The 20761-nt window shown below is 70.0% G+C and carries 18 protein-coding genes and 2 tRNA genes; 9 read left to right on the top strand and 11 right to left on the bottom strand.

All coding sequences use genetic code 11. From position 1 onward, the window contains the following. Positions 1-34: 34 nt before the first annotated feature. Positions 35-994, top strand: a complete 960-nt coding sequence (locus ACIP8W_RS03295; protein ID WP_401955684.1) for a hypothetical protein — start codon at positions 35-37, stop codon at positions 992-994. A gap of 86 nt (positions 995-1080) precedes the next feature. Here the strand turns inward: ACIP8W_RS03295 and clpX are convergent, their stop codons facing one another. The 5 genes from clpX to ACIP8W_RS03270 form a co-directional block, all read right to left on the bottom strand. Further along, positions 1081-2373 (bottom strand): ATP-dependent Clp protease ATP-binding subunit ClpX, encoded by a 1293-nt coding sequence (clpX, locus tag ACIP8W_RS03290; RefSeq protein ID WP_401955683.1) that lies wholly within the window; start codon positions 2371-2373, stop codon positions 1081-1083. A gap of 166 nt (positions 2374-2539) precedes the next feature. Further along, a complete protein-coding gene (locus ACIP8W_RS03285; RefSeq protein ID WP_401955682.1) occupies positions 2540-3214 on the bottom strand; it encodes an ATP-dependent Clp protease proteolytic subunit in 675 nt (224 codons plus the stop codon). Between the two features lie 53 nt (positions 3215-3267). After that, positions 3268-3873 (bottom strand): ATP-dependent Clp protease proteolytic subunit, encoded by a 606-nt coding sequence (locus ACIP8W_RS03280; RefSeq protein WP_401955774.1) that lies wholly within the window; start codon positions 3871-3873, stop codon positions 3268-3270. A 340-nt stretch (positions 3874-4213) separates the two neighbouring features. Continuing rightward, positions 4214-5686, bottom strand: coding sequence for a trigger factor (tig, locus tag ACIP8W_RS03275; protein WP_401955681.1), 1473 nt, complete (start codon positions 5684-5686; stop codon positions 4214-4216). 191 nt (positions 5687-5877) lie between these two features. Beyond that, positions 5878-5954 (bottom strand) — tRNA-Pro (locus ACIP8W_RS03270). 140 nt (positions 5955-6094) lie between these two features. Between ACIP8W_RS03270 and ACIP8W_RS03265 the strand changes: the two genes are divergently transcribed. Then, positions 6095-6168, top strand: a tRNA-Gly gene (locus ACIP8W_RS03265). 109 nt (positions 6169-6277) lie between these two features. On the opposite strand, the gene ACIP8W_RS03260 is transcribed toward ACIP8W_RS03265, so the two are convergent. Beyond that, entirely contained in the window at positions 6278-6472 is a 195-nt protein-coding gene (locus ACIP8W_RS03260; protein ID WP_401955680.1) for a hypothetical protein, read from the bottom strand. Between the two features lie 338 nt (positions 6473-6810). On the opposite strand from ACIP8W_RS03260, the gene ACIP8W_RS03255 reads away from it, so the two are divergent. Beyond that, a complete protein-coding gene (locus tag ACIP8W_RS03255) occupies positions 6811-8040 on the top strand; it encodes a cation:proton antiporter (protein WP_401955679.1) in 1230 nt (409 codons plus the stop codon). A 126-nt stretch (positions 8041-8166) separates the two neighbouring features. Here the strand turns inward: ACIP8W_RS03255 and ACIP8W_RS03250 are convergent, their stop codons facing one another. Next, positions 8167-9312, bottom strand: coding sequence for a PP2C family protein-serine/threonine phosphatase (locus ACIP8W_RS03250; protein WP_402201763.1), 1146 nt, complete (start codon positions 9310-9312; stop codon positions 8167-8169). A 107-nt stretch (positions 9313-9419) separates the two neighbouring features. On the opposite strand from ACIP8W_RS03250, the gene ACIP8W_RS03245 reads away from it, so the two are divergent. Continuing rightward, positions 9420-10664: a GNAT family N-acetyltransferase gene (locus ACIP8W_RS03245; RefSeq protein ID WP_402148916.1), complete on the top strand. Its 1245-nt coding sequence runs from the start codon at positions 9420-9422 to the stop codon at positions 10662-10664. A gap of 15 nt (positions 10665-10679) precedes the next feature. Here ACIP8W_RS03245 and ACIP8W_RS03240 read toward each other — a convergent pair whose 3' ends face one another. Further along, on the bottom strand, positions 10680-11489 hold the full coding sequence (locus ACIP8W_RS03240; protein ID WP_401955676.1) for an Fpg/Nei family DNA glycosylase: 810 nt from the start codon (positions 11487-11489) through the stop codon (positions 10680-10682). A gap of 77 nt (positions 11490-11566) precedes the next feature. Continuing rightward, on the bottom strand, positions 11567-12052 hold the full coding sequence (locus tag ACIP8W_RS03235) for a ribose-5-phosphate isomerase (RefSeq protein WP_401955675.1): 486 nt from the start codon (positions 12050-12052) through the stop codon (positions 11567-11569). A gap of 261 nt (positions 12053-12313) precedes the next feature. Between ACIP8W_RS03235 and ACIP8W_RS03230 the strand changes: the two genes are divergently transcribed. Beyond that, positions 12314-13765 (top strand): amino acid permease, encoded by a 1452-nt coding sequence (locus ACIP8W_RS03230; RefSeq protein ID WP_402201760.1) that lies wholly within the window; start codon positions 12314-12316, stop codon positions 13763-13765. Between the two features lie 86 nt (positions 13766-13851). After that, the gene (locus ACIP8W_RS03225; protein WP_402201758.1) at positions 13852-14250 is read left to right on the top strand and encodes an FAD-binding oxidoreductase; all 399 of its coding nucleotides are present in this window, start codon (positions 13852-13854) and stop codon (positions 14248-14250) included. 200 nt (positions 14251-14450) lie between these two features. On the opposite strand, the gene ACIP8W_RS03220 is transcribed toward ACIP8W_RS03225, so the two are convergent. Further along, a complete protein-coding gene (locus ACIP8W_RS03220; RefSeq protein ID WP_402201756.1) occupies positions 14451-15035 on the bottom strand; it encodes a biotin transporter BioY in 585 nt (194 codons plus the stop codon). A gap of 221 nt (positions 15036-15256) precedes the next feature. Here ACIP8W_RS03220 and ACIP8W_RS03215 point away from each other — a divergent pair, with 221 nt between their 5' ends. Continuing rightward, entirely contained in the window at positions 15257-15898 is a 642-nt protein-coding gene (locus tag ACIP8W_RS03215) for a superoxide dismutase (RefSeq protein ID WP_401955671.1), read from the top strand. A 124-nt stretch (positions 15899-16022) separates the two neighbouring features. Here ACIP8W_RS03215 and ACIP8W_RS03210 read toward each other — a convergent pair whose 3' ends face one another. After that, entirely contained in the window at positions 16023-16646 is a 624-nt protein-coding gene (locus ACIP8W_RS03210) for a DsbA family protein (RefSeq protein WP_401955670.1), read from the bottom strand. 226 nt (positions 16647-16872) lie between these two features. On the opposite strand from ACIP8W_RS03210, the gene pepN reads away from it, so the two are divergent. After that, complete coding sequence (gene pepN / locus ACIP8W_RS03205; RefSeq protein WP_402148919.1) at positions 16873-19473, top strand: aminopeptidase N; 2601 nt, start codon at positions 16873-16875, stop codon at positions 19471-19473. A gap of 142 nt (positions 19474-19615) precedes the next feature. Next, the gene (locus tag ACIP8W_RS03200) at positions 19616-20719 is read left to right on the top strand and encodes a hypothetical protein (protein ID WP_402148922.1); all 1104 of its coding nucleotides are present in this window, start codon (positions 19616-19618) and stop codon (positions 20717-20719) included. Positions 20720-20761: the final 42 nt, after the last annotated feature.

Here is a 20761-nt window from a genome sequence, read left to right as displayed (position 1 = left end):
GGAACGCGTAAGCATCTAACAGGGGACAGTGCACATGAGCTACAACCAGCCGGGCCCGTACGGTGAGCAGCCCCAGCAGCCCGGACCGTACGGCCAGCCGGGCCCCTACGGCCAGCAGCCGCCGCAGGGCCCGCCGCAGCCCGGTTACGGTTACCCTCCGCAGCCCCCGGTGCCGGGGTACGGCTATCCCCAGCAGCCCGGCCCCCCGCAGGGCGCGTACGGCCTGCAGCAGCCCAACCCGTACCAGCAGCAGCCCCCGTACGGCGGCCAGTACCCGCCGGCCCCGCCGGAGCCCCCCAGGAAGAAGACAGGCCTGATCGTCGGGGTGTCCGTACTGGCGCTCGCGGTGATCGCCGCGGGTGCGTACTTCCTGACGGCGGGCGGCGCGGGCAACAGTGATGTGGCGGACAGTACGAAGGGCTACAAGCTGACGCCCACGGCCACCGTCGACGACTTCAAGCGGGCGGGCGAACCCACCTCGGGCGCCCTGGCCCCGAAGACCAGGACGCAGATGGAGGGGCTCGGCATCAAGGACCCCCAGCAGGTCGCCGCCAACTACCAGACCGCGTCCGGCCAGATCGCACAGAAGGCGCTGAGCCTCACCGGTTACTGGGGGGATGTCACCGATCCCGCGAAGGTCGTCGACGGTGCCTTCGCCAACGCCGAGAGCAACCTCCGGTCCAGTCGGGCGGGCGAGAGCAACGGCATGCGGGTCGAGCTGGTCGGCAGCCCCGAGGCGGTCACCCCCGACGGCTTCAAGGGCGCGCTGATGAAGTGCCAGAACATGAAGATGACCAACCCCGGCGGTGACGGCACCATGGCCAAGGGGCCCAAGGAGTTCGAGATGCCGGTCTGTGTCTGGGCCGACTACAGCACGGTGGGTATCGTCACCAACGTCGACATGGTGATGGCCGTCGCCGGACGGAGCCCCTCCCAGGAGGAGACGGCCGCGCTCGCCACCACGCTGTACAACACCTCGCGCACCAAGGTCTGATCCGCGCCTCCACCGCACAACACACAGGGGCGCCCGGCCAGTTGAACCGGCCGGGCGCCCCTGTTGTCGTACGTACGACGTGACCGCTACGCGGACTTCTCGTGCCGGCCGTCGTTCTTGACGATGCGCGGCTCGCGCGGCACCAGCGTCGGGTTGACGTGGGAGTGGACCACGTCCTCCGTGATGACGACCCGGGCCACGTCCTTGCGGGACGGGACCTCGTACATCGCCGACATCAGGACCTCTTCGATGATGGCGCGCAGACCGCGGGCGCCCGTGCCGCGCAGGATCGCCTGGTCGGCGATGGCCTCCAGGGCGGGGCGGTCGAAGTCCAGCTCGACGCCGTCGATCTCGAAGAGCCGCTGGTACTGCTTGACCAGCGCGTTGCGCGGCTCGACCAGGATCTGGAGCAGGGCCTCGCGGTCGAGGTTGTGCACCGAGGTCAGGACCGGGAGGCGGCCGATGAACTCGGGGATCATCCCGAACTTCACCAGGTCCTCCGGCATGACCTCCTGGAACTGGTCGCTCGCCTCGATCTCCCGCTTGGAGCGGATCGTCGCGCCGAAGCCGATGCCCTTGGCACCCGCGCGCGCCTCGATGATGCGCTCCAGCCCGGAGAAGGCACCGCCCACGATGAACAGCACGTTCGTCGTGTCGATCTGGATGAACTCCTGGTGCGGGTGCTTGCGCCCGCCCTGCGGCGGTACGGAGGCGGTGGTGCCCTCCAGGATCTTCAGCAGGGCCTGCTGCACACCCTCGCCCGAGACATCGCGGGTGATCGACGGGTTCTCGCTCTTGCGGGCGACCTTGTCGATCTCGTCGATGTAGATGATCCCGGTCTCGGCCTTCTTGACGTCGTAGTCCGCCGCCTGGATCAGCTTGAGCAGGATGTTCTCGACGTCCTCGCCGACATAGCCGGCCTCCGTCAGCGCCGTCGCGTCGGCGATGGCGAACGGCACGTTCAGCATGCGCGCCAGCGTCTGCGCGAGGAGTGTCTTGCCCGAACCGGTGGGGCCCAGCAGCAGGATGTTGGACTTGGCCAGCTCGATCGCGTCCTCGCGACCCGCGCCACCGCCGTTCTCACCGGCCTGGACGCGCTTGTAGTGGTTGTAGACCGCCACCGAGAGGGCCTTCTTCGCGGGCTCCTGCCCGACGACGTACCCCTCCAGGAACTCGTAGATCTCACGAGGCTTGGGGAGTTCCTCCCACCGCACCTCGGAGGTCTCCGCCAGCTCCTCCTCGATGATCTCGTTGCAGAGGTCGATGCACTCATCGCAGATGTACACACCGGGACCTGCGATGAGCTTCTTCACCTGCTTCTGGCTCTTCCCGCAGAACGAGCACTTGAGCAGGTCCCCGCCATCACCGATGCGTGCCACGAGGTGCTTCCCCTTCGCCTGGGAGCAGCCTGGTTCAGCGGCTCCTGTGCCTCATATCCGACGGTACCTTGCCCGGGGCCCCGTTCGGGCCCCCCTTGGCGCGGTTCACATGGTCGCGGGAGGGTTCCCACGGCGTGTACGAGCCGCGCCAAGGGCGCCGGGTGCGTCAGGCGGCCGCTGCGGCCGTGGTCTTGCGGGTCGCCACGATCTGGTCGACCAGGCCGTACGCGAGCGCGTCATCGGCGGTGAGGATCTTGTCGCGCTCGATGTCCTCGCGGACCTTCTCGATCGGCGTCGTCGAGTGCTTGGCCAGCATGTCCTCCAGCTGCGCGCGCATCCGGAGGATCTCGTTGGCCGCGATCTCCAGGTCGGAGAGCTGCTCCCGGCCGGTCTGGCTGGACGGCTGGTGGATCAGCACACGCGCGTTCGGCAGCGCCAGCCGCTTGCCGGGGGTACCGGCGGCGAGCAGCACGGCGGCGGCCGAGGCGGCCTGGCCCATGCAGACGGTCTGGATGTCCGGCTTCACGAACTGCATCGTGTCGTAGATGGCCGTGAGGGCCGTCATCGAGCCGCCGGGGCTGTTGATGTAGATGGAGATGTCCCGGTCGGGGTCCATCGACTCCAGGCAGAGGAGCTGCGCCATGACGTCGTTGGCCGAGGCGTCGTCGATCTGCACGCCGAGGAAGATCACACGCTCCTCGAAGAGCTTCGCGTACGGGTCGTACTCACGCGTGCCCTGCGAGGTGCGCTCGACGAAGCGCGGGACGATGTAGCGATTGTCCACCTGGGGGCCGGAGTAGAGGCCGCTCGCGGAGTAGTTGTTCATGTGCGTGTTCACCATCCTGTGGCGTTCGAGTGGGCTGGGGCGGGCTGGGGCGGGGTGCGAGGCGTCGCTCAGGCCCCGGTACCGCCGCCGCCCGGAACGCCCGAAGCAGCGGAGATGATCTCGTCGATCAGGCCGTAGTCCTTGGCCTCTTCCACGGTGAACCAGCGGTCGCGGTCACCGTCGCGGATGATCGTTTCCGTGGTCTGGCCCGAGTGGTGCGCCGTGATCTCGGCCATGCGCTTCTTCGTACGCAGCAGATACTCGGCCTGGATCTTGATGTCCGAGGCCGTACCACCGATACCGGCGGAGCCCTGGTGCATCAGAATGTCGGTGTTCGGGAGCGCGAAGCGCTTGCCCGCCGTGCCGCCGGTCAGCAGGAACTGGCCCATCGAGGCCGCCATGCCCATACCGATGGTGACGACGTCGTTCGGGATGTACTGCATGGTGTCGTAGACGGCCATACCGGCCGTGACCGAACCACCGGGGCTGTTGATGTAGAGGTAGATGTCCTTCTCGGGCTCGGCCGCGAGGAGGAGGAGCTGCGCCGTGATCTTGTTCGCGATGTCGTCGTCGACCTGCTGGCCGAGGAAGATGATCCGCTCCCCGAGCAGCCGGCTGTAGACCTGGTCGCCGAGGCCACCACCGAGGGACGGCTCACCGGCGGCGTAAGGCATCAGATTCGTCACGTATACACCTGCTCGTCTCTGACGGCTGCGGCCGTCTCAGCGTCTTCGTACCGGGGACGGGAGACTCCCCTGCCCTCGTATTCATGGACCCTAACGCGCTGGTCGGCGGGCGCCATCCCGCTTCCGTGGCTGTTCGCTGGGAGCGCAAGGTAGTTGGGGCTCCGTACGGGTCCCGGCGGGCCCGCGCGCCACCCGTCGGTCCCACCGTGTCCCACGGATCCGGCCGGGCCTCCGCGGAGCCTCCAGGGGCGCCCGCGAGGGGGGGACAGCACGGGCCCCGGGCGCGTGTCGCGTCCGGGGCCCGTGCTGTCGATCAGAGCGGGGCCGCTCAGCCCTCGGTCTTCTCCGCCTTGGCGTCGGCCTTGTCGGCCTTCTCCTCGGCCTTGTCCTCCACGACCTCGGCGGCGGGCGCCTCGGCCTCGACGGCCGGGGCGGCCGGCGCGTCCGTGTCCGTGACGGCCTCGACCGTCTCGGCGGCGGTCTCGTCGTCCTCGTCGTCCAGGTCGACGACCTCACCGTTGGTGTCGACGACCTTGGCGGCCTCGACGACCACGGCGAGCGCCTTGCCGCGGGCCACCTCGCCGACGAGCATCGGCACCTGGCCGCCTTCGACGACCGCCTGCGCGAACTGGTCGGGAGACATGCCGGAGGACTGCGCGCGCCGCAGGAGGTGCTCGGTCAGCTCCTCCTGGTTGACGTTCAGCTTCTCCTTGCTGACCAGCTCGTCCAGGAGGAACTGGGTCTTGATGCCCTTCTCCGCCTGCTCCTTGGTCTCGGCGTCGAACTCTTCCTCGGTCTTGCCCTGGATCTCCAGGTACTTCGCGAGGTCGAGGCCCATCTGACCGAGCTGGTGGTGCTCCAGGTTGTGCTTGCGGGTCTTGATCTCCTCCGCGAGCAGCTTCTCCGGGATCGGGACCTCGGCCAGCTTCAGCAGCTCTTCGAGGACGCGCTCCTGGGCCTGGGTGGCCTGGTCGTACTGCTTGCTGGTCTCCAGGCGCTTGCGGCTGTCCGCCTTCAGCTCCTCCAGCGTGTCGAACTCGCTCGCCAGCTGTGCGAACTCGTCGTCCAGCGCGGGCACCTCACGGGCGGCGACCTGGCCGACCTTGACGGTGACCTCGGCGGGCTTGCCCTCGGCGGCACCGCCCTTCAGCTCGGAGGTGAAGGTGGCCTCGCCACCGGCCTCCAGGCCGATGACGGCCTCGTCGATGCCGTCCAGCAGCTCGCCGGAGCCGATGGTGTACTGCACGCCTTCGGCGACACCGTCGGGCAGGACCTCTCCGTCGATCTTCGCTTCGAGGTCGATCGTCACGACGTCACCCTCGGCCGCGGCGCGCTCGACCGGCTTGGTGGTGGCGAAGCGGTCACGGAGCTGGTCGATCGACTTGTCGATGTCCTCGTCGCCGACCTCGATGGCGTCGACGGTGACCTCGATACCGGAGTAGTCCGGGATCTCGATGACCGGGCGGACGTCCACCTCGGCGGTGAAGGTCAGCAGCTCGCCGTCCTTCAGCTCGGTGATGTCGACATCGGGCTGGCCGAGGACGTTGATCTCACCCTCGTTGACCGCTTCGGTGTAGAACTTCGGGAGGGCGTCGTTGACGGCCTCCTCCAGCACAGCACCACGGCCGAACCGCTGGTCGATGATCCGGGCCGGGATCTTGCCCTTGCGGAAGCCCTTCACCGTGACCTGCTGGTTGATCTTCTTGTACGCCGCGTCGAGGCTGTCCTTGAGCTCCTCGAAGGGCACCTCGACTGTGAGCCGAACCCGAGTCGGGTTCAGGGTCTCCACGGCGCTCTTCACGGTTCGGTCTCCTTGGTGGCTGATTCTTGGGTTCTGCTGCGTCCGCCGCACCGCGGCGGTCCCAGCCGATCGGCCCGGTTCTTCAGAGACTCTGCAGACACACGGGCACGCAGCTTGCATAGTAACCGCAAGCGGGAAGGGCCCCACAATGTGATCTTGTCGATGCGATCGGTAAAGGCGGTGGAGAAAGATGGTCGGGGTGGCCGGATTCGAACCGACGACCTTCCGCTCCCAAAGCGGACGCGCTACCAAGCTGCGCCACACCCCGTCGGTGCGACACGTAGGGTACATGCCCGCGGGCGCCGAGGCCCCATCTTTGACCGGCGCTTTACGGGTGTGCGGCGAACGCCCCGGACCCGCTAGGATGTTCTCCGTGCCGCGGTCCTTCCGACCTGCGGCGCGATGTGTGCGGGCGTAGCTCAATGGTAGAGCCCTAGTCTTCCAAACTAGCTACGCGGGTTCGATTCCCGTCGCCCGCTCCACTGCCTCGGGCCCGACCGGTGTGTGTACGTCACTGGTCGGGCCCGAGGCGTTTGCGCGCGCGGCCGGGCGGCCGCATGGCCGCGCAGGGGCCGTACGGCCGCCGGGACTTCAGAATCTGATCTGGTTGATGGTCTCGGCCAGCGAGTTGAGGAACCGGTTCACCGACGGCGCGATGTTCGTCGACGCGAGGAAGAAGCCGAAGAGGATCGCGACGATCGCCGGTCCGGCCTTGATGGAGCCACCGCGGATCAGCACCACAAGGATGATCGCCAACAGAAGCACCACAGACAGTGAGATGGCCACAACTGATCACACCCTCGTTCGGTCCGCCCGGCCCAGCCCCCGCAGGACCGACACGAAAGGGCACATCAGCAGAGGCCCCCGCACATCCGTACATCCTGCTCGGACCATCGTGCCACCAACCTCCGTACAGGTGTGGCCCGGTGGCGAATCCTCGCCGTCCGGTTCGCGCCACGTACCTGCCCGTCACGGCGCCCCCGCACACCTCGGGCCGCGCACATCGAGATCTGACAGTTACTCAGTAAATCATTTGGTAAACTAATTACTGACGATTTCTTGACGCCCTCTTGACCTACTGACGGAGGAACGATCCCATCGGACACGCAGAGACCCTCATAGCCATGGGCGGCGCCTTCCTCGCCGCCGCCGTACTCGCTCGCCTCGGCAGTCGTATCGAACTGCCCACCATTCCGCTGTTCATCCTCGCCGGGATCCTTCTCGGCCCGCACACCCCGGGCATCGTGCTGGTCAAGGACCCGCACGAGCTGGAGATGCTCTCCGCCCTGGGCCTGGTCCTGCTGCTCTTCTACCTCGGCCTGGAATTCCATCTCGACGATCTCAAGGCGGGCGGCCGGAAGATGGCGCTCGCCGGGGGCGCGTATCTCTTCCTGAACGTGGGCGCCGGTCTCGGCTTCGGCTTCGCGCTGGGCTGGGGCACCTCCGAGGCACTGGTCCTCGCCGGTGTGCTCGGGATCTCCTCGTCCGCGATCGTGACCAAGGTCCTGGTCGACATGGGACGTATCGGCAACCCCGAGACCAAGCCGATCCTCGGCATCATCGTGGTCGAGGATATTTTCCTGGCCCTCTATCTAGCCGCCCTCCAGCCGATCCTGTCCGGTGCGGACAGCGCGCAGGCCGCCGTCGTCGACGGCGCGAAGGCGTTCGGTTTCCTGTTGCTGCTGGCGCTCGCCGCGCGGTTCGGCACGAAGGTCGTCGGCAGGCTCATCAACACCAAGGACGACGAGCTGCTCGTCATCTCGTTCCTCGGTGCCGCGGTCCTGGTGGCCGGGGTCTCCGAGTGGTTCGGGGTCGCCGACGCCATCGGCGCGTTCATGGTCGGTCTGATGCTCGGCGGTACGACCTCGGGCGACCGGATCCGCAAACTCGTCCATCCGCTGCGGGACGCGTTCGGCGCGATCTTCTTCTTCGCCTTCGGTCTGTCGATCAACCCGGGCGATCTGCCGACGGTGCTGTGGCCCGTACTCATCGCGGTGGCCGTGACCCTGGTGATGAACGTCGCCGCGGGGCTCTCCGCCGCCCGGATCTTCGGCTTCGGCGCGGGTCCCGCCGCCAATATCTCGACCACCCTGCTGGCCCGGGGCGAGTTCGCGCTGATCCTCGCCACCATGGCGGCGGGCGCGGGCCTCGATCCGCGGCTGGCGCCGTTCATCGCCGGCTATGTCCTGGTCCTCGCGGTCCTCGGCCCGCTGGCCGCGGGCAGGTCGCACTGGCTGGCCCGGATCCTGCCGGGCGGCGGCCCGCCCCGGTCCGAGGGCGGCAAGGGCAAGGACACCGGGAAGGCGGAGTCCGTGGCGGCCGACACCGGCGCGGAGGCATCGGTGACGAGCTGACTCCGATGCCTTTACCGCCTTTACGCCGACCTCACGCACCCGCCTCCGTACACCACCTCACCCCACCGGCACCCCCACCGCCGGTGGGGTGAGCTGTATGCGGGGTACGTCGGACCTCGCGGCGGGTCACGCCTCGCGGCAGATCAGCAGCAGCGCCCGGTCGTCGTTGACGTCCTTGGCGACGGTCTCGATCAGATGCCAGGCCGCGCCCTCGAAGCCCGGGGCGACATAGCGGTCGGCCTCGCCCGTGAGCCGGTCGATGCCCTCGCCTATGTCGCGGCCCGGCGCCTCGACCAGGCCGTCGGTGAAGAGCATCAGGACGTCACCGGGCTGGAGCGAGCCCTTGACCGGGTCGAACTGGGCGCCCTCGTAGACCCCCAGGAGCAGCCCCTCGGCGGACTTCTCCTCCCAGCGCCCGCTGCCCGCGTGGAGCTGGAGGGCGGGGAGGTGGCCCGCGGAGAGCAGCTCGTAGTCGCCGGATTCCAGGTCGAGGACGAGATGGATGGAGGTGGCGAAACCCTCGTCCCAGTCCTGGCGGAGCAGATAGCCGTTGGCCGCCGGGAGGAAGCCGTGCGGCGGGAGCGAGCCGAGGAGGCCGCCGAAGGCTCCGGAGAGCAGCAGGGCGCGGGAGCCCGCGTCCATGCCCTTGCCGGAGACATCGGTGAGGACCACTTCGAGGGTGCGCCCGCCGTTGGTGCGGGCCGCCACGACGAAGTCACCGGAGAAGGACTGGCCGCCCGCCGGGCGCAGGGACATCTCGTGGTGCCAGCCCTTGGGCAGCAGCGGCAGCGCGCTCTGGACGCGGATGCGTTCGCGCAGGTCGAAGAGCATGGTGCCGCCGCGCCGCCAGGGCACCCCGACCCTGGCCCGGAACTGGGCGATCAGCAGTCCGATCAGACCGCAGGCGGCCACCACGAGCACCGTGCCCGGGGTGACCCTGGCCGGGCCGTCCGGGTACGGGCCGAGGACCATCGACTCGATGATCAGCGCGGCGGCCGAGGCCGCGTACAGGCTGAGCAGGCTGGAGGGCCGCAGCACCAGCCCGCCGGCCACGATCGGCAGGACGAGCGCGGAGGGCGCGACCCAGACCGGGAAGGCGAGGGTGGCCAGGGTGATGACCGGGATGGTGAGCAGCAGTCCGACGAGCGCGATCCAGTCGGAGCCGTCTCCCCGGAAGTAGTCGACCCCGGATTTGCGCACGCCGGTACGGACCCGGTGCAGCCTCATGCGCAACCGGGCCGAGTACGAATCCGCTCGCGCGACACCGGCCATATGTTGTGGACCCTATCGATCCGTCCGCCCGGCGTGGAGGGGGACCCCCGTGACATTGCGTTCGAAATCGGGTCGCCCTGTTGTCGTACCCCTGCTAGTCATGGCATATGACTACGGAGTTGCGGGTCCTGAAGCCCGCCGAATGGGAGCGCTGGTTCGGGTCGTGCGAACTGGCCTTCGGCGGCATACCGGAGGAGGCGACGGAGCGCGCGCTCTGGAGCGAGCTCACCGAGTGCGACCGCTCGATCGGTGTCTGGGACGGCGAGGACTGCGTCGGTACGGCGGGGGCGTTCGGCCTGCGGCTGTCGGTGCCGGGGGGCGCGGTGGTGCCCGCGGCGGGGGTCACCACCGTGAGCGTCGCCTCGACGCACCGACGGCGCGGGATCCTGACCTCGATGATGCGGCGCCAGCTGGACGACATCCGCTCCTGGGGCGAGCCGCTCGCCGTGCTGACGGCGTCCGAGCCGGTGATCTACGGGCGGTACGGATACGGCGCGGCGACCCAGTTCCTCGCGGCGGAGATCGATACGGCGCGGGTACGGCTCCCGGAGCCCGAGCGGACGGACCGCCCGGACGGGGTACGTCTGCGTCGGGTGAAGGCGGACGACCCCGCCGTACGTGAGGCGTGCGAGGCGCTCTACGCCGCCGATGTAGCGGGGCGTCCCGGGATGCTGGCCCGCCGGCCCGGCTGGGAGCGGCGGCCGGTCGTCGGCGGCGGGAAGGCTGCGGACGGCAGGTCGGCGCTCCAGTGCGTGCTGGCGGAGCGGCACGGCGAGGCGGCCGGGTTCGCGCTCTTCCGCCTCAGGCCGGATTGGGACAGGTCGGGGCCGAAGGGCACGGTCGAGCTGAAGGATCTGCACGCGGGCGACCCGGCGGCGTACGCGTCGCTCTGGCGCTTCCTCTTCGGGATCGACCTGATGTCGACGGTCGAGGCGGGCAACCGGCCGGTGGACGACGCGTTCCAGTATCTGGTCTCGGACTTCCGGCGCTGCCGGGTACGGCTCCAGGACTCGCTGTATCTGCGGCCGGTGGAGGTGGGCGCCGCGCTGTCGGCCCGTACGTACCGCGCTCCGGTGGATGTGGTGCTGGCCGTCGAGGACGCCTTCTGCCCCTGGAACGAGGGGAGCTGGCGGCTGAGCGGCGACGCCGGGGGCGCGTCCTGCGAACGTACCGGCGATACGGCCGAACTGGCCCTGTCCGTGCGGGAGCTGGGCGCCGCCTATCTGGGCGGGACCTCGCTGACCGCGCTGGCGCGCGCGGGCCGGGTGACCGAGCTGCGGCCCGGCGCGCTCGCGGCGGCGTCGGAGGCGTTCGGCTCGGACGTGGCGCCGTGGCTGCCGCACGGGTTCTGAGCGGCGGCCACAGCACTAGCGTGGCTGGCAGGTGGGGCACCAGAAGAGGTTGCGGGCGGCGAGGGGCTCCGTGCGGATCTCCGTACCGCAGAGCAGGCAGCCCATCCTGGCGCGGCGGTAGACGTAGACCTCGCCGCCGTGGTCGTCGACGCGCGGCGGGCGGCCCATGGCCTCGGGGGTGTGCTCGGGGCGTACGGTGTCGATGCGGTTGTTCCGTACGCCCTCGCGCATCAGCGCCGCCAGATCCGCCCAGATCGCGTCCCACTCGCGGCGGGTGAGGTCCTTGCCCGCGCGGTAGGGGTCGATGCCGTGCCGGAAGAGGACCTCGGCGCGGTAGACGTTGCCGACGCCCGAGATGACCTTCTGGTCCATGAGCAGGGCGGCGACGGTCGTACGGGAGCGGGAGACCCTGGTCCAGGCGCGCTCCCCGTCGTCGTCGGGGCGCAGCGGGTCGGGGCCGAGCCGGTCGTGTATCGCGCGCTTCTCGGGTTCGGTGATCAGGGCGCAGGTGGTGGGGCCGCGCAGGTCCATGTAGCCGGCGGCGGAGAGCAGCCGCAGCCGGACGGTGTCCGTGGGCGGGGGCGCGGGCGCGTCGCCGAGGGCGACCTTGCCGAAGAGTCCGAGGTGGATGTGGATCCAGCCCGTCTCCTCGAAGCCCAGGAAGAGATGTTTGCCGTGGGCGTCCACGGCGTCGAGGAGCAGGCCGTCGAGCAGCGCCGCGCTGTCGGAGAACTTGCCCTGCGGGCTGCTGACCCGGACGGGCCGGCCGCCGAAGCGGGCGTGGTGGTCCTGGGCGAGGCGGTGGATCGTATGCCCCTCGGGCACGGGGTCTCCTCGGGTCGTTCCATGGCGGTGCCGCCGGTCTCCGCGGGGGGGGACCGGCGGCACGGGGCGGGCGGGTGTCAGCCCTGGGGGTGGTGGGCGGGGATCTCCGGGAGGGTGCCGGTCGCCTCGTACGCCGTGAGCATGTCGATACGGCGCGAGTGGCGCTCCTCGCCGGAGTACGGGGTGGCGAGGAAGGTCTCGACGAACTTCACCGCCTCCTCCTCGGTGTGCATCCGGCCGCCGACGGAGATGACGTTCGCGTTGTTGTGCTCGCGGCCGAGGGCGGCCGTCTGCTCGCTCCAGGCCAGGATGGCGCGGACGCCCTTGACCTTGTTCGCCGCGATCTGCTCGCCGTTGCCGGAGCCGCCGATCACGACGCCGAGGCTGTCCGGGTCCGCGGCGGTGCGCTCGGCGGCGCGCAGACAGAACGGCGGGTAGTCGTCCTGGGCGTCATAGATGTGGGGGCCGCAGTCGACGGGGTCGTGGCCCTGGGCCGTGAGCCACTCGACGAGGTGGTTCTTGAGTTCGTAGCCGGCATGGTCGGAACCGAGGTACACGCGCATGGTGCGAAGTGTGGCACGCGAGGCGCGGCGGGCGCGCCGTCGGGTGGTGACCCGCGGCGGCCGGTGGCGGGCGGGCGGTGGCCGGGCCGGTCGGGGTGGTGACAGGTGCCGATCAAGGCCGGCGCTCCGGGTCAATCTGCCGATCCGGTGCAACGGCCCCTCACCAGCGATACGAAATTGCCACTTCCCCGGCTGGGAACCGAGGGGCTTTAATGCCGGGACTCGTCCGTTCGAGTAGACCGTAGACGTAAGGATTCGCGTATGACCTCGCTGCCTTCCCCCACGAAGGAAGGCGGAATCCCCGGTAAGCCTGGGAATCCGCAGTCTCCTCCCGACAGCCTTCACGCGGGTCTCAAGAACCGTCATGTTTCCATGATCGCCATCGCCGGGGTGATCGGGGCCGGGCTCTTCGTCGGTTCCGCCTCCGGGATCGCCGCGGCCGGGCCGGCCATTCTCGTGTCGTACGCGCTGGTCGGCACCATGGTGGTGCTCGTCATGCGGATGCTCGGCGAGATGGCGGCGGCGCAGCCCAGCTCCGGTTCGTTCTCGGAGTACGCGGACCGCGCCCTGGGGCGCTGGGCCGGGTTCTCCATCGGCTGGCTGTACTGGTTCTTCTGGGTGGTGGTGCTGGCGGTCGAGGCGACGGCGGGCGCGCACATCCTCAACGGCTGGATCCCCGGCGTACCGCAGTGGGCGTGGGCGCTGATCGTGATGATCGTGCTGACGGCGTCGAACCTCGCCTCGGTCTCGTCCTTCGGTGAGTTCGAGTTCTGGTTCGCCGGGATCAAGGTGGTGGCGATCACCGGTTTCATCGTGGTCGGGCTGCTCGCCGTGTTCGGGCTGCTGCCCGGTTCGGACAATCCGGCCAACGGCTTCGGGAACCTCACCTCGGCGGGCGGATTCCTGCCGAACGGCGCGGGCTCGATCCTGACCGGGGTGCTGATGGTCGTCTTCTCCTTCATGGGGAGCGAGATCGTCACGCTGGCGGCGGGCGAGTCCTCGGATCCGCAGCGGGCCGTGACCAAGGCCACCAACAGCGTGATCTGGCGGATCGCGGTCTTCTACCTCGGCTCGGTCTTCGTCGTCCTGACGCTGCTGCCGTGGAACGACCCGTCGGTCGTCAAGGACGGTTCGTATGTCGCGGCGCTGAACTCGATCGGGATACCGCACGCGGGCCAGGTCATGAACTTCATCGTGCTGACGGCCGTGCTCTCCTGTCTCAACTCCGGCCTCTACACGGCCTCCCGCATGGCGTACTCGCTCGGACGGCGCTCGGACGCCCCGAAGTCCTTCGGGCAGACCTCCGCGCGCGGGGTGCCGCGTGCGGCGATCCTGGCGTCGGTGGCGTTCGGCTTCGTCGCGGTCTTCTTCAACTACCAGTGGCCGGACACCGTGTTCGCGTTCCTGCTCAACTCGTCGGGCGCGGTGGCCCTCTTCGTCTGGCTGGTCATCTGCTGCACGCAGCTGCGGATGCGCCGGACGCTGGAGCGCGAGGCGCCCGAGAAGCTGATCGTGCGGATGTGGCTGTTCCCGTATCTGACCTGGGGGACGATCGCGTCGATCGTCTTCGTCCTCGTCTACATGCTCACCGATGACGCGGCCCGCGAGCAGGTGCTGCTGTCGCTGCTGGTGGCGGCGGTCGTGGTGGCGGTCGCGCTGGTCAGGGAGTCGGGCCGGCGCAAGGCGAAGGCGGCGACGGGTACCGATACCTGAGAGAGGGATACCTGACGGGAACTGTCAGGTATGGCGGTGAGGCTCTCCCCTGCCACCCGGCACCTCACCGAACGGAGAGCCCACCCATGTCCCGCGCGTTCCGTACGTCCCGCACCCTCCCGGCCCTCACCTTCCGTCCCGGCGATCCCGGTTACGACGACGAGGCGGCCGGTTACCAGACCGGTTTCCCGGTACGCCCCGAGCTGATCGTCGGCGCGACCGGCGCCGAGGACGTACGGTCCGCCCTCGCCACCGCCGCCGCGCGCGGGCTGCCCGTACGCGTCCAGGCGGCGGGCCACGGGCTGCCGGGGGCGATGGCGGGCGGCGTCCTGATCACCACCCGGCGGATGGCCGGCGTACGGATCGACCCGGTGACCCGCACCGCCCGCATCGCGGCGGGGACGCGCTGGGAGCAGGTCATCGCGGTGGCGGCGCCGCACGGGCTCGCGCCGTTGAGAGCCTGTCGGGTGGACTCGATCGGATAGCGGACGCGGTCTGGTGCGTGCGATTCCAAGGCGGAGGAGGGAGTCGACGCGGAGCGTCGGTAACCGACGACAACGCCGGAAGCGTGCGTGCCAGCGCGTACGTACGGGGTGGGCGACGGGCTCTACGAACCGGCGACGGCCGCGCGGCTCGCCGGACTGAAGGCGGCCTTCGACCCGGCGAACCTGCTGGGTGGCGACCGCTAGCGGTCGCGGCCCATGAGCTTCCAGGCGGCGGGCAGCACGCCCATCGCCAGCGCCGCCTTCAGCGCGTCCCCGAACAGGAAGGGCACCAGCCCGGCGGTCACGGCGGCGCCGAGGGGCATGCCGGTGGACAGCGCCAGGTAGGGCACTCCCACGGCGTAGATGACCGCCGAGCCGAGCACCATCGTCCCGGCCGTACGGAGCACGGACCGGTCGCCGCCGCGGCGGGCCAGCTCGCCCACCACCACGGCGGCGAGCACCATGCCCAGGACGTACCCGAAGGACGGGAACGCGGCGCCGGAACGGCCCTCCGCGAACCACGGCACCCCGACCATCCCGACCAGCGCGTAGAGCGCCAGGGAGACGAAGCCGCGGCGGGCGCCCAGCGCGGTGCCGACGAGCAGCGCGGCGAAGGTCTGGCCGGTGACCGGGACCGGCGAGCCGGGAACGGGAACGGCTATCTGCGCCGCCACTCCGGTGAGGACGGCGCCGCCGAGGACCAGCGCGATGTCGCGGGTCCGGCCGGCGGGGAGGAGATCGGCGAGAACCGCTCCGGTACGGGGTGCTGCGGCAGCGGTGCTCATGGGACCTCCACGGTCGTGAGAAGAGACGGGACAGCCCGACGGTAACCCGCCGGCCCTCGCGCGATCACCGTCAGGCGCCCACAAAGCGGAGGTCGGACCGTTGTCGGGTGTCGCACGCGGCACCCGACGACCTCCCTCCGGGGTCTCGAACGCCCTCCAGCATCTTGCCGTTAGCCTGCAGTTGCATATGATGTGCAACAAGAACCGGAGGGCACGGACCCATGGCCATCTACACGCTTCCTGAACTTCCCTACGACTACGCGGCGCTCGAACCGGTCATCAATCCGCAGATCATCGAGCTGCACCACGACAAGCACCACGCGGCCTATGTCAAAGGTGCCAACGACACGCTCGAACAGCTGGCGGAAGCGCGCGACAAGGAGAGCTGGGGGGCGATCAACGGGCTGGAGAAGAGCCTCGCGTTCCATCTCTCGGGCCACATCCTGCACTCGATCTACTGGCACAACATGACTGGTGACGGCGGCGGCGAACCGCTGGAGAAGGACGGCGTGGGCGACCTCGCGGACGCGATCGCCGAGTCGTTCGGCTCCTTCGCGGGCTTCAAGGCGCAGCTGACCAAGGCCGCCGCGACCACGCAGGGCTCCGGTTGGGGCGTCCTCGCGTACGAGCCGGTCAGCGCCCGGCTGATCGTCGAGCAGATCTACGACCACCAGGGCAACGTCGGCCAGGGCTCGGTCCCGATCCTGGTCTTCGACGCCTGGGAGCACGCCTTCTATCTCCAGTACAAGAACCAGAAAGTGGACTTCATCGAGGCCATGTGGAAGGTCGTGAACTGGCAGGACGTCGCCAAGCGCTACGCGTCCGCCAAGGAGCGCGCCCACAGCCTGCTGCTGGCTCCCTGACCCCGAGCCGCCCCCGAGCGTCCTGCCTCGTGATCGTCTTCTCACCCTTCACCGGCGGACGGAACAACGGAGAGCCCCCGCGAGGATCTGACTCGCGGGGGCACTTCCGGTGGAACGGCCGTGCTCAGTCGAAGACCGGGCCCTGGGTGCGGGTCCGCTTGATCTCGTAGAAGCCCGGGACCGACGCCACCAGCAGCGTGCCGTCCCAGAGCTTCGCCGCGTCCTCGCCCCGGGGCGTCGGGGTGACCACCGGGCCGAAGAAGGCGACCTGCCCGCCGTCGGCGCCGGGCACGGCGATGACCGGGGTGCCGACCTCCTGGCCGACCTTGTCGATGCCCTCCTGGTGGGAGGCGCGCAGCTCCTTGTCGTACGCGTCGGAGTCGGCGTACTCGATCAGCTCGGCGTCCAGGCCGACCTCGGCCAGCGCGCCGACGATGCCCTCCCGGGTCACGCCCTCGCCCTGGTTGTGGAAGCGGGTGCCGAGCGCGGTGTACAGCTTGCCGACGACCTCGTCGCCGTGCTTCTGCTGGGCGGCGATGACGACCCGGACCGGGCCCCACGCCTTCTGGAGCATCTCGCGGTACTCCTCGGGGATGTCCTTGTCCTCGTTGAGGACGGCCAGGCTCATCACATGCCAGCGCACCTCGATGTCGCGGAGCGTCTCCACTTCGAGGACCCAGCGCGAGGTCATCCAGGCCCAGGGGCACAGCGGGTCGAACCAGAAGTCGACGGGGGTCTTCTCTGACATGTCTCTCCTCTTCAGGGGCCGCGGACGTCTTCGGGGGCCGCGGGCGCGCCTCACTCGCACGAACGCCCCGCGCCTGCGAACGCATTCCCTTGTGCCGCATACGATCGCTGGTGTTTCCGAACGATCAAGCCCGGTGACACGCCCAGTGTCGGTCCAGCGATCAGTTCGGTGATCAGTTCAGCGATCAAGGTGATCAGTCCAGTGATCAAGCCGAGAAGGAGTGCCCGTGCCCGGTCAGAACCTGTCCCGTGACGAGGCCCGTGAGCGGGCCGGCCTGCTGTCCGTCGACGGGTACGAGGTCTACCTCGACCTGCGGTCGGCGGTCGGCGACGCCCCGGACAGCAGCCCTCGTACGTTCCGCTCGGTGACGACCGTCCGCTTCCGCTGCTCGGATCCGGGCGCGGCGACCTTCGCCGATCTGATCGCCCCGTCCGTGACCGCCGTGACGCTGAACGGCGCCGATCTGGACCCCACCGAGGTCTTCGACGGCGCCCGGATCGCGCTGGAGGAGCTGCTCGCGGAGAACGTGCTGGTCGTGGACGCCCAGTGCGCGTACAGCAGGACCGGCGAGGGCATGCACCGCTTCGTCGACCCGGAGGACGGCGAGGTCTACCTCTACACGCAGTACGAACCGGCCGACGCCCGTCGGGTTTTCGCCAACTTCGAGCAGCCGGATCTCAAGGCCCCGTACCGCTTCGAGGTGACCGCGCCCGAGGGCTGGACCGTCTGGAGCAATGGCGAGGGCACGCCACTGGAGGACGGGCGGGAGCCCGGATCGTCGTGGCGGTTCGCGGAGACGAAGCCGATCTCGACGTACATCACCGCCGTCGTCGCCGGTCCGTACCACTACGTGACCGATTCCTACCGCCGTACGTTCGACGACGGCACGGTCCTGGAGATCCCGCTCGGCGCGATGTGCCGCAAGGGGCTCGCCCGGCACTTCGACGCGGACGACGTCTTCCTGGTGACCAAGCAGGGGCTCGACTTCTTCCACGACCACTTCGACTACCCGTACCCCTTCGGCAAGTACGACCAGGCGTTCGTCCCCGAGTACAACCTCGGCGCGATGGAGAACCCGGGTCTGGTGACCTTCCGCGAGGAGTACATCTACCGGGGCCAGGTGACGCGGGCGGCGTACGAGCGCCGGGCGAACACGATCCTGCACGAGATGGCCCACATGTGGTTCGGCGACCTCGTCACCATGGAGTGGTGGGACGACCTGTGGCTCAAGGAGTCCTTCGCCGACTTCATGGGTGTCCTCGCGCTCGTCGAGGCGACCCGCTTCACCACCGGCTGGACGACCTTCGCCAACAACCGCAAGGCGTGGGCGTACCGCGCCGACCAGCTGCCGTCCACCCACCCCGTCACGGCCGACATCCGTGACCTGGAGGACGCCAAGCTGAACTTCGACGGGATCACCTACGCCAAGGGCGCCTCGGTGCTCAAGCAGCTGGTCGCGTACGCGGGACGGGACGCGTTCCTGGAGGGCGCCCGGCGCTACTTCAAGCGGCACGCGTACGGGAACACCCGGCTGGGCGACCTGCTCTCCGTGCTGGAGGAGACCTCCGGGCGCGACATGGCGGCCTGGTCGCGGTCCTGGCTGGAGACGTACGGGCTCAACTCGCTGACCCCGCAGGTCACCTATGACGCCGAGGGTCGGATCACCGAGCTGGCGGTGTTCCAGGAGGCGGCCGACTCCGCGCCGACGCTGCGCCCGCACCGGGTGGCCGTCGGGCTGTACCGGCGGACGGCCGACGGCGAGCTGGTGCGGTTCGCGCGCGCCGAGGCGGATGTCGAGGGCCCGCGTACAGTCGTCGCGGAGCTGGCCGGGGCGGAGCGACCCGATCTGGTGCTGGTCAACGACGACGACCTGACGTACTGCAAGATCCGCTTCGATACGGCGTCGCTGGAGACCCTGCGCCGTCATCTCGGCGACCTCACCGACCCGTTGGCGCGCGCCCTGTGCTGGTCGGCGCTGTGGAACCTCACCCGGGACGCGCTCATGCCCGCCCGGGACTTCATCGCGCTGGTGCTCGGCCACGCGGGGCGCGAGAGCGATATCGGGGTGCTCCAGATGGTGCACTCCTGGGCGCGGTCGGCGCTCGTCCACTACGCGGCGCCGGACTGGCGCGAGCAGGGCGGGCGGCTGCTGGCGGAGGGCGCGCTGCGCGAGCTGCGTACGGCGGAGCCGGGCAGCCAGCATCAGCTGACCTGGGCCCGGTTCTTCGCGGCGACCGCCGCGTCGGACGCGGACTTCCAGCTGCTGCGGGGGCTGTTGGACGGTACGGCGAAGATCGACGGGCTCTCCGTCGACCAGGAGCTGCGCTGGACCCTGCTGGAGCCGCTGGCCGCCGAGGGGCTCGCCGACGAGTCGGTCATCGGCGCCGAACTGGCCCGGGACGACACCGCGTCGGGCAAGCGCCACGAGGTGCGCGCGCTGGCGGCCAGGCCCTCCGCCGCCGTCAAGGCGCAGGCGTGGGCGCGGGTCGTCGAGTCGGACGCGCTGTCGAACGCGCTGGTGGAGGCCACCATCGCGGGCTTCGCGCAGCCGGGTCAGCGGGAGTTGACCGCGCCGTACGCCGCCCCGTACTTCGAGGCGATCGAGCGGGTGTGGGCGGAGCGCTCGATCCAGATCGGCATCCATGTGGTGCGGGGCCTCTTCCCCGGGCTCCAGGACACCCGTCCGACGCTGGAGGCCGCGGAACGCTGGCTGGACACGCACCGCGACGCGGCTCCCGCGCTGCGGCGGCTGGTACTGGAGGCGACGGACGATCTGGCGCGGTCGCTGCGCGGGCAGGAGTGCGACGCGGCGGCGGGCGGGGCCTGAGCGCGCCCGCCCGAGCCGGGCAGAAAGACCGGCTGTCTGATCGGCAGCCAAACGCCCTTACTTTAGTACGAGCTTGTCCGGTTTTGTCGATGAAACGGTAACGAGGGTTGAGGGGTGGTGGTGGAGGGGCAGATCCCGGGACATGACGAACAACACCCCGGTCTCCCCCCGCTCCCTCCGGCTCCCGCTCCCCATCCCGCTCCCCCGTCCCTCGGACGACGTACGGGACCGGGTGCTCCCGCTCGCGCTCCTGCGCGAGCGCGGTGTCCCGGCGGGCCGGGCCGCCTCCCTGTGCCGGCCCGGCGGCCCCTGGCAGCAGCTGCTGCCGGGGGTCTACCTGTTGCACTCGGGGCCGCCGACCGCCGAGGAGCGGCTGCGCGGGGTGCTGCTGTACGCGGGCCGGCCGGGCGCGGAGGGCGCGGGCCGTGACGTACCGGTACAGCCGGGGCCGCGCGGGCTGCCCGCCGCCGCGCCGTCCGATCCGTACGGCTCGGCGATGCTCACGGGGCTCGCGGCGCTACGGCTGCACGGCTTCTCCTCGTCCGCGCCCCCGCCGCTCGCGCTGGACCGGATCGACGTGCTCGTCCCGCGCACCCGGCGGCTGCGGTCCACGGGGTACGCCCGGCTGATCCGCGCCCACGCTCTGCCCCGGGCCGAGCGGATCGACGGGATGCCGGTGGCGCCGGTGGCGCGCGCGGTGGCCGACGCGGTCGCGCATCTGTCGGACGCGGACTCGGTGGTGGCGCTGCTGACCGAGGCGGTGCGCGGCGGCCACTGCGAACCCACCGTGGTCGTACGGGAGCTGAACCAGTCGGGGCTGCTGGTGCGCCAGTACGTGGTGGACGCGGTGGACGCGCTGCTCGCCGAGGGCCGGACGCTGGCCGAGGGGCGGCTGTACGAGCTGGTGCGGACGTACGGCCTCGCGGAGCCGCTGTGGAACGTGGAGCTGCGGCTGCCCGACGGCCCGCGTCTGGGCGGTGTCGACGCCTACTGGCCCGACCAGGCGGTCGCCGTCGAGCTGGACACCCGGGCGCCCCGGCAGGGCGGCTGGTGGGACGACGACGCGCAGTGGTCGGACGCCGTACACAAGCGGGAGCAGCTGGAACGGCTGGGGATCACCGTCGTCCACCTCACCCCGAGGAAGCTGCGGGAGTCGCTGGAGCAGCAGGCGACGGTGGTCCGTACGGCGCTGCTGGCGGCGGACGACCGGGACCCGGCGGCACGGATCGTCATCCTGCCGAGATGAGCGGTACGGGCGGCCGCCGCCGGGGGCGGTGGGGCGGCGGCC

The organism is Streptomyces sp. NPDC088554 (assembly GCF_044752945.1).
Lineage (GTDB): Bacteria > Actinomycetota > Actinomycetes > Streptomycetales > Streptomycetaceae > Streptomyces.
The sequence above is the reverse complement of the archived record's forward strand: the minus strand, read 5'-3'. Positions and strand labels throughout refer to the sequence as shown.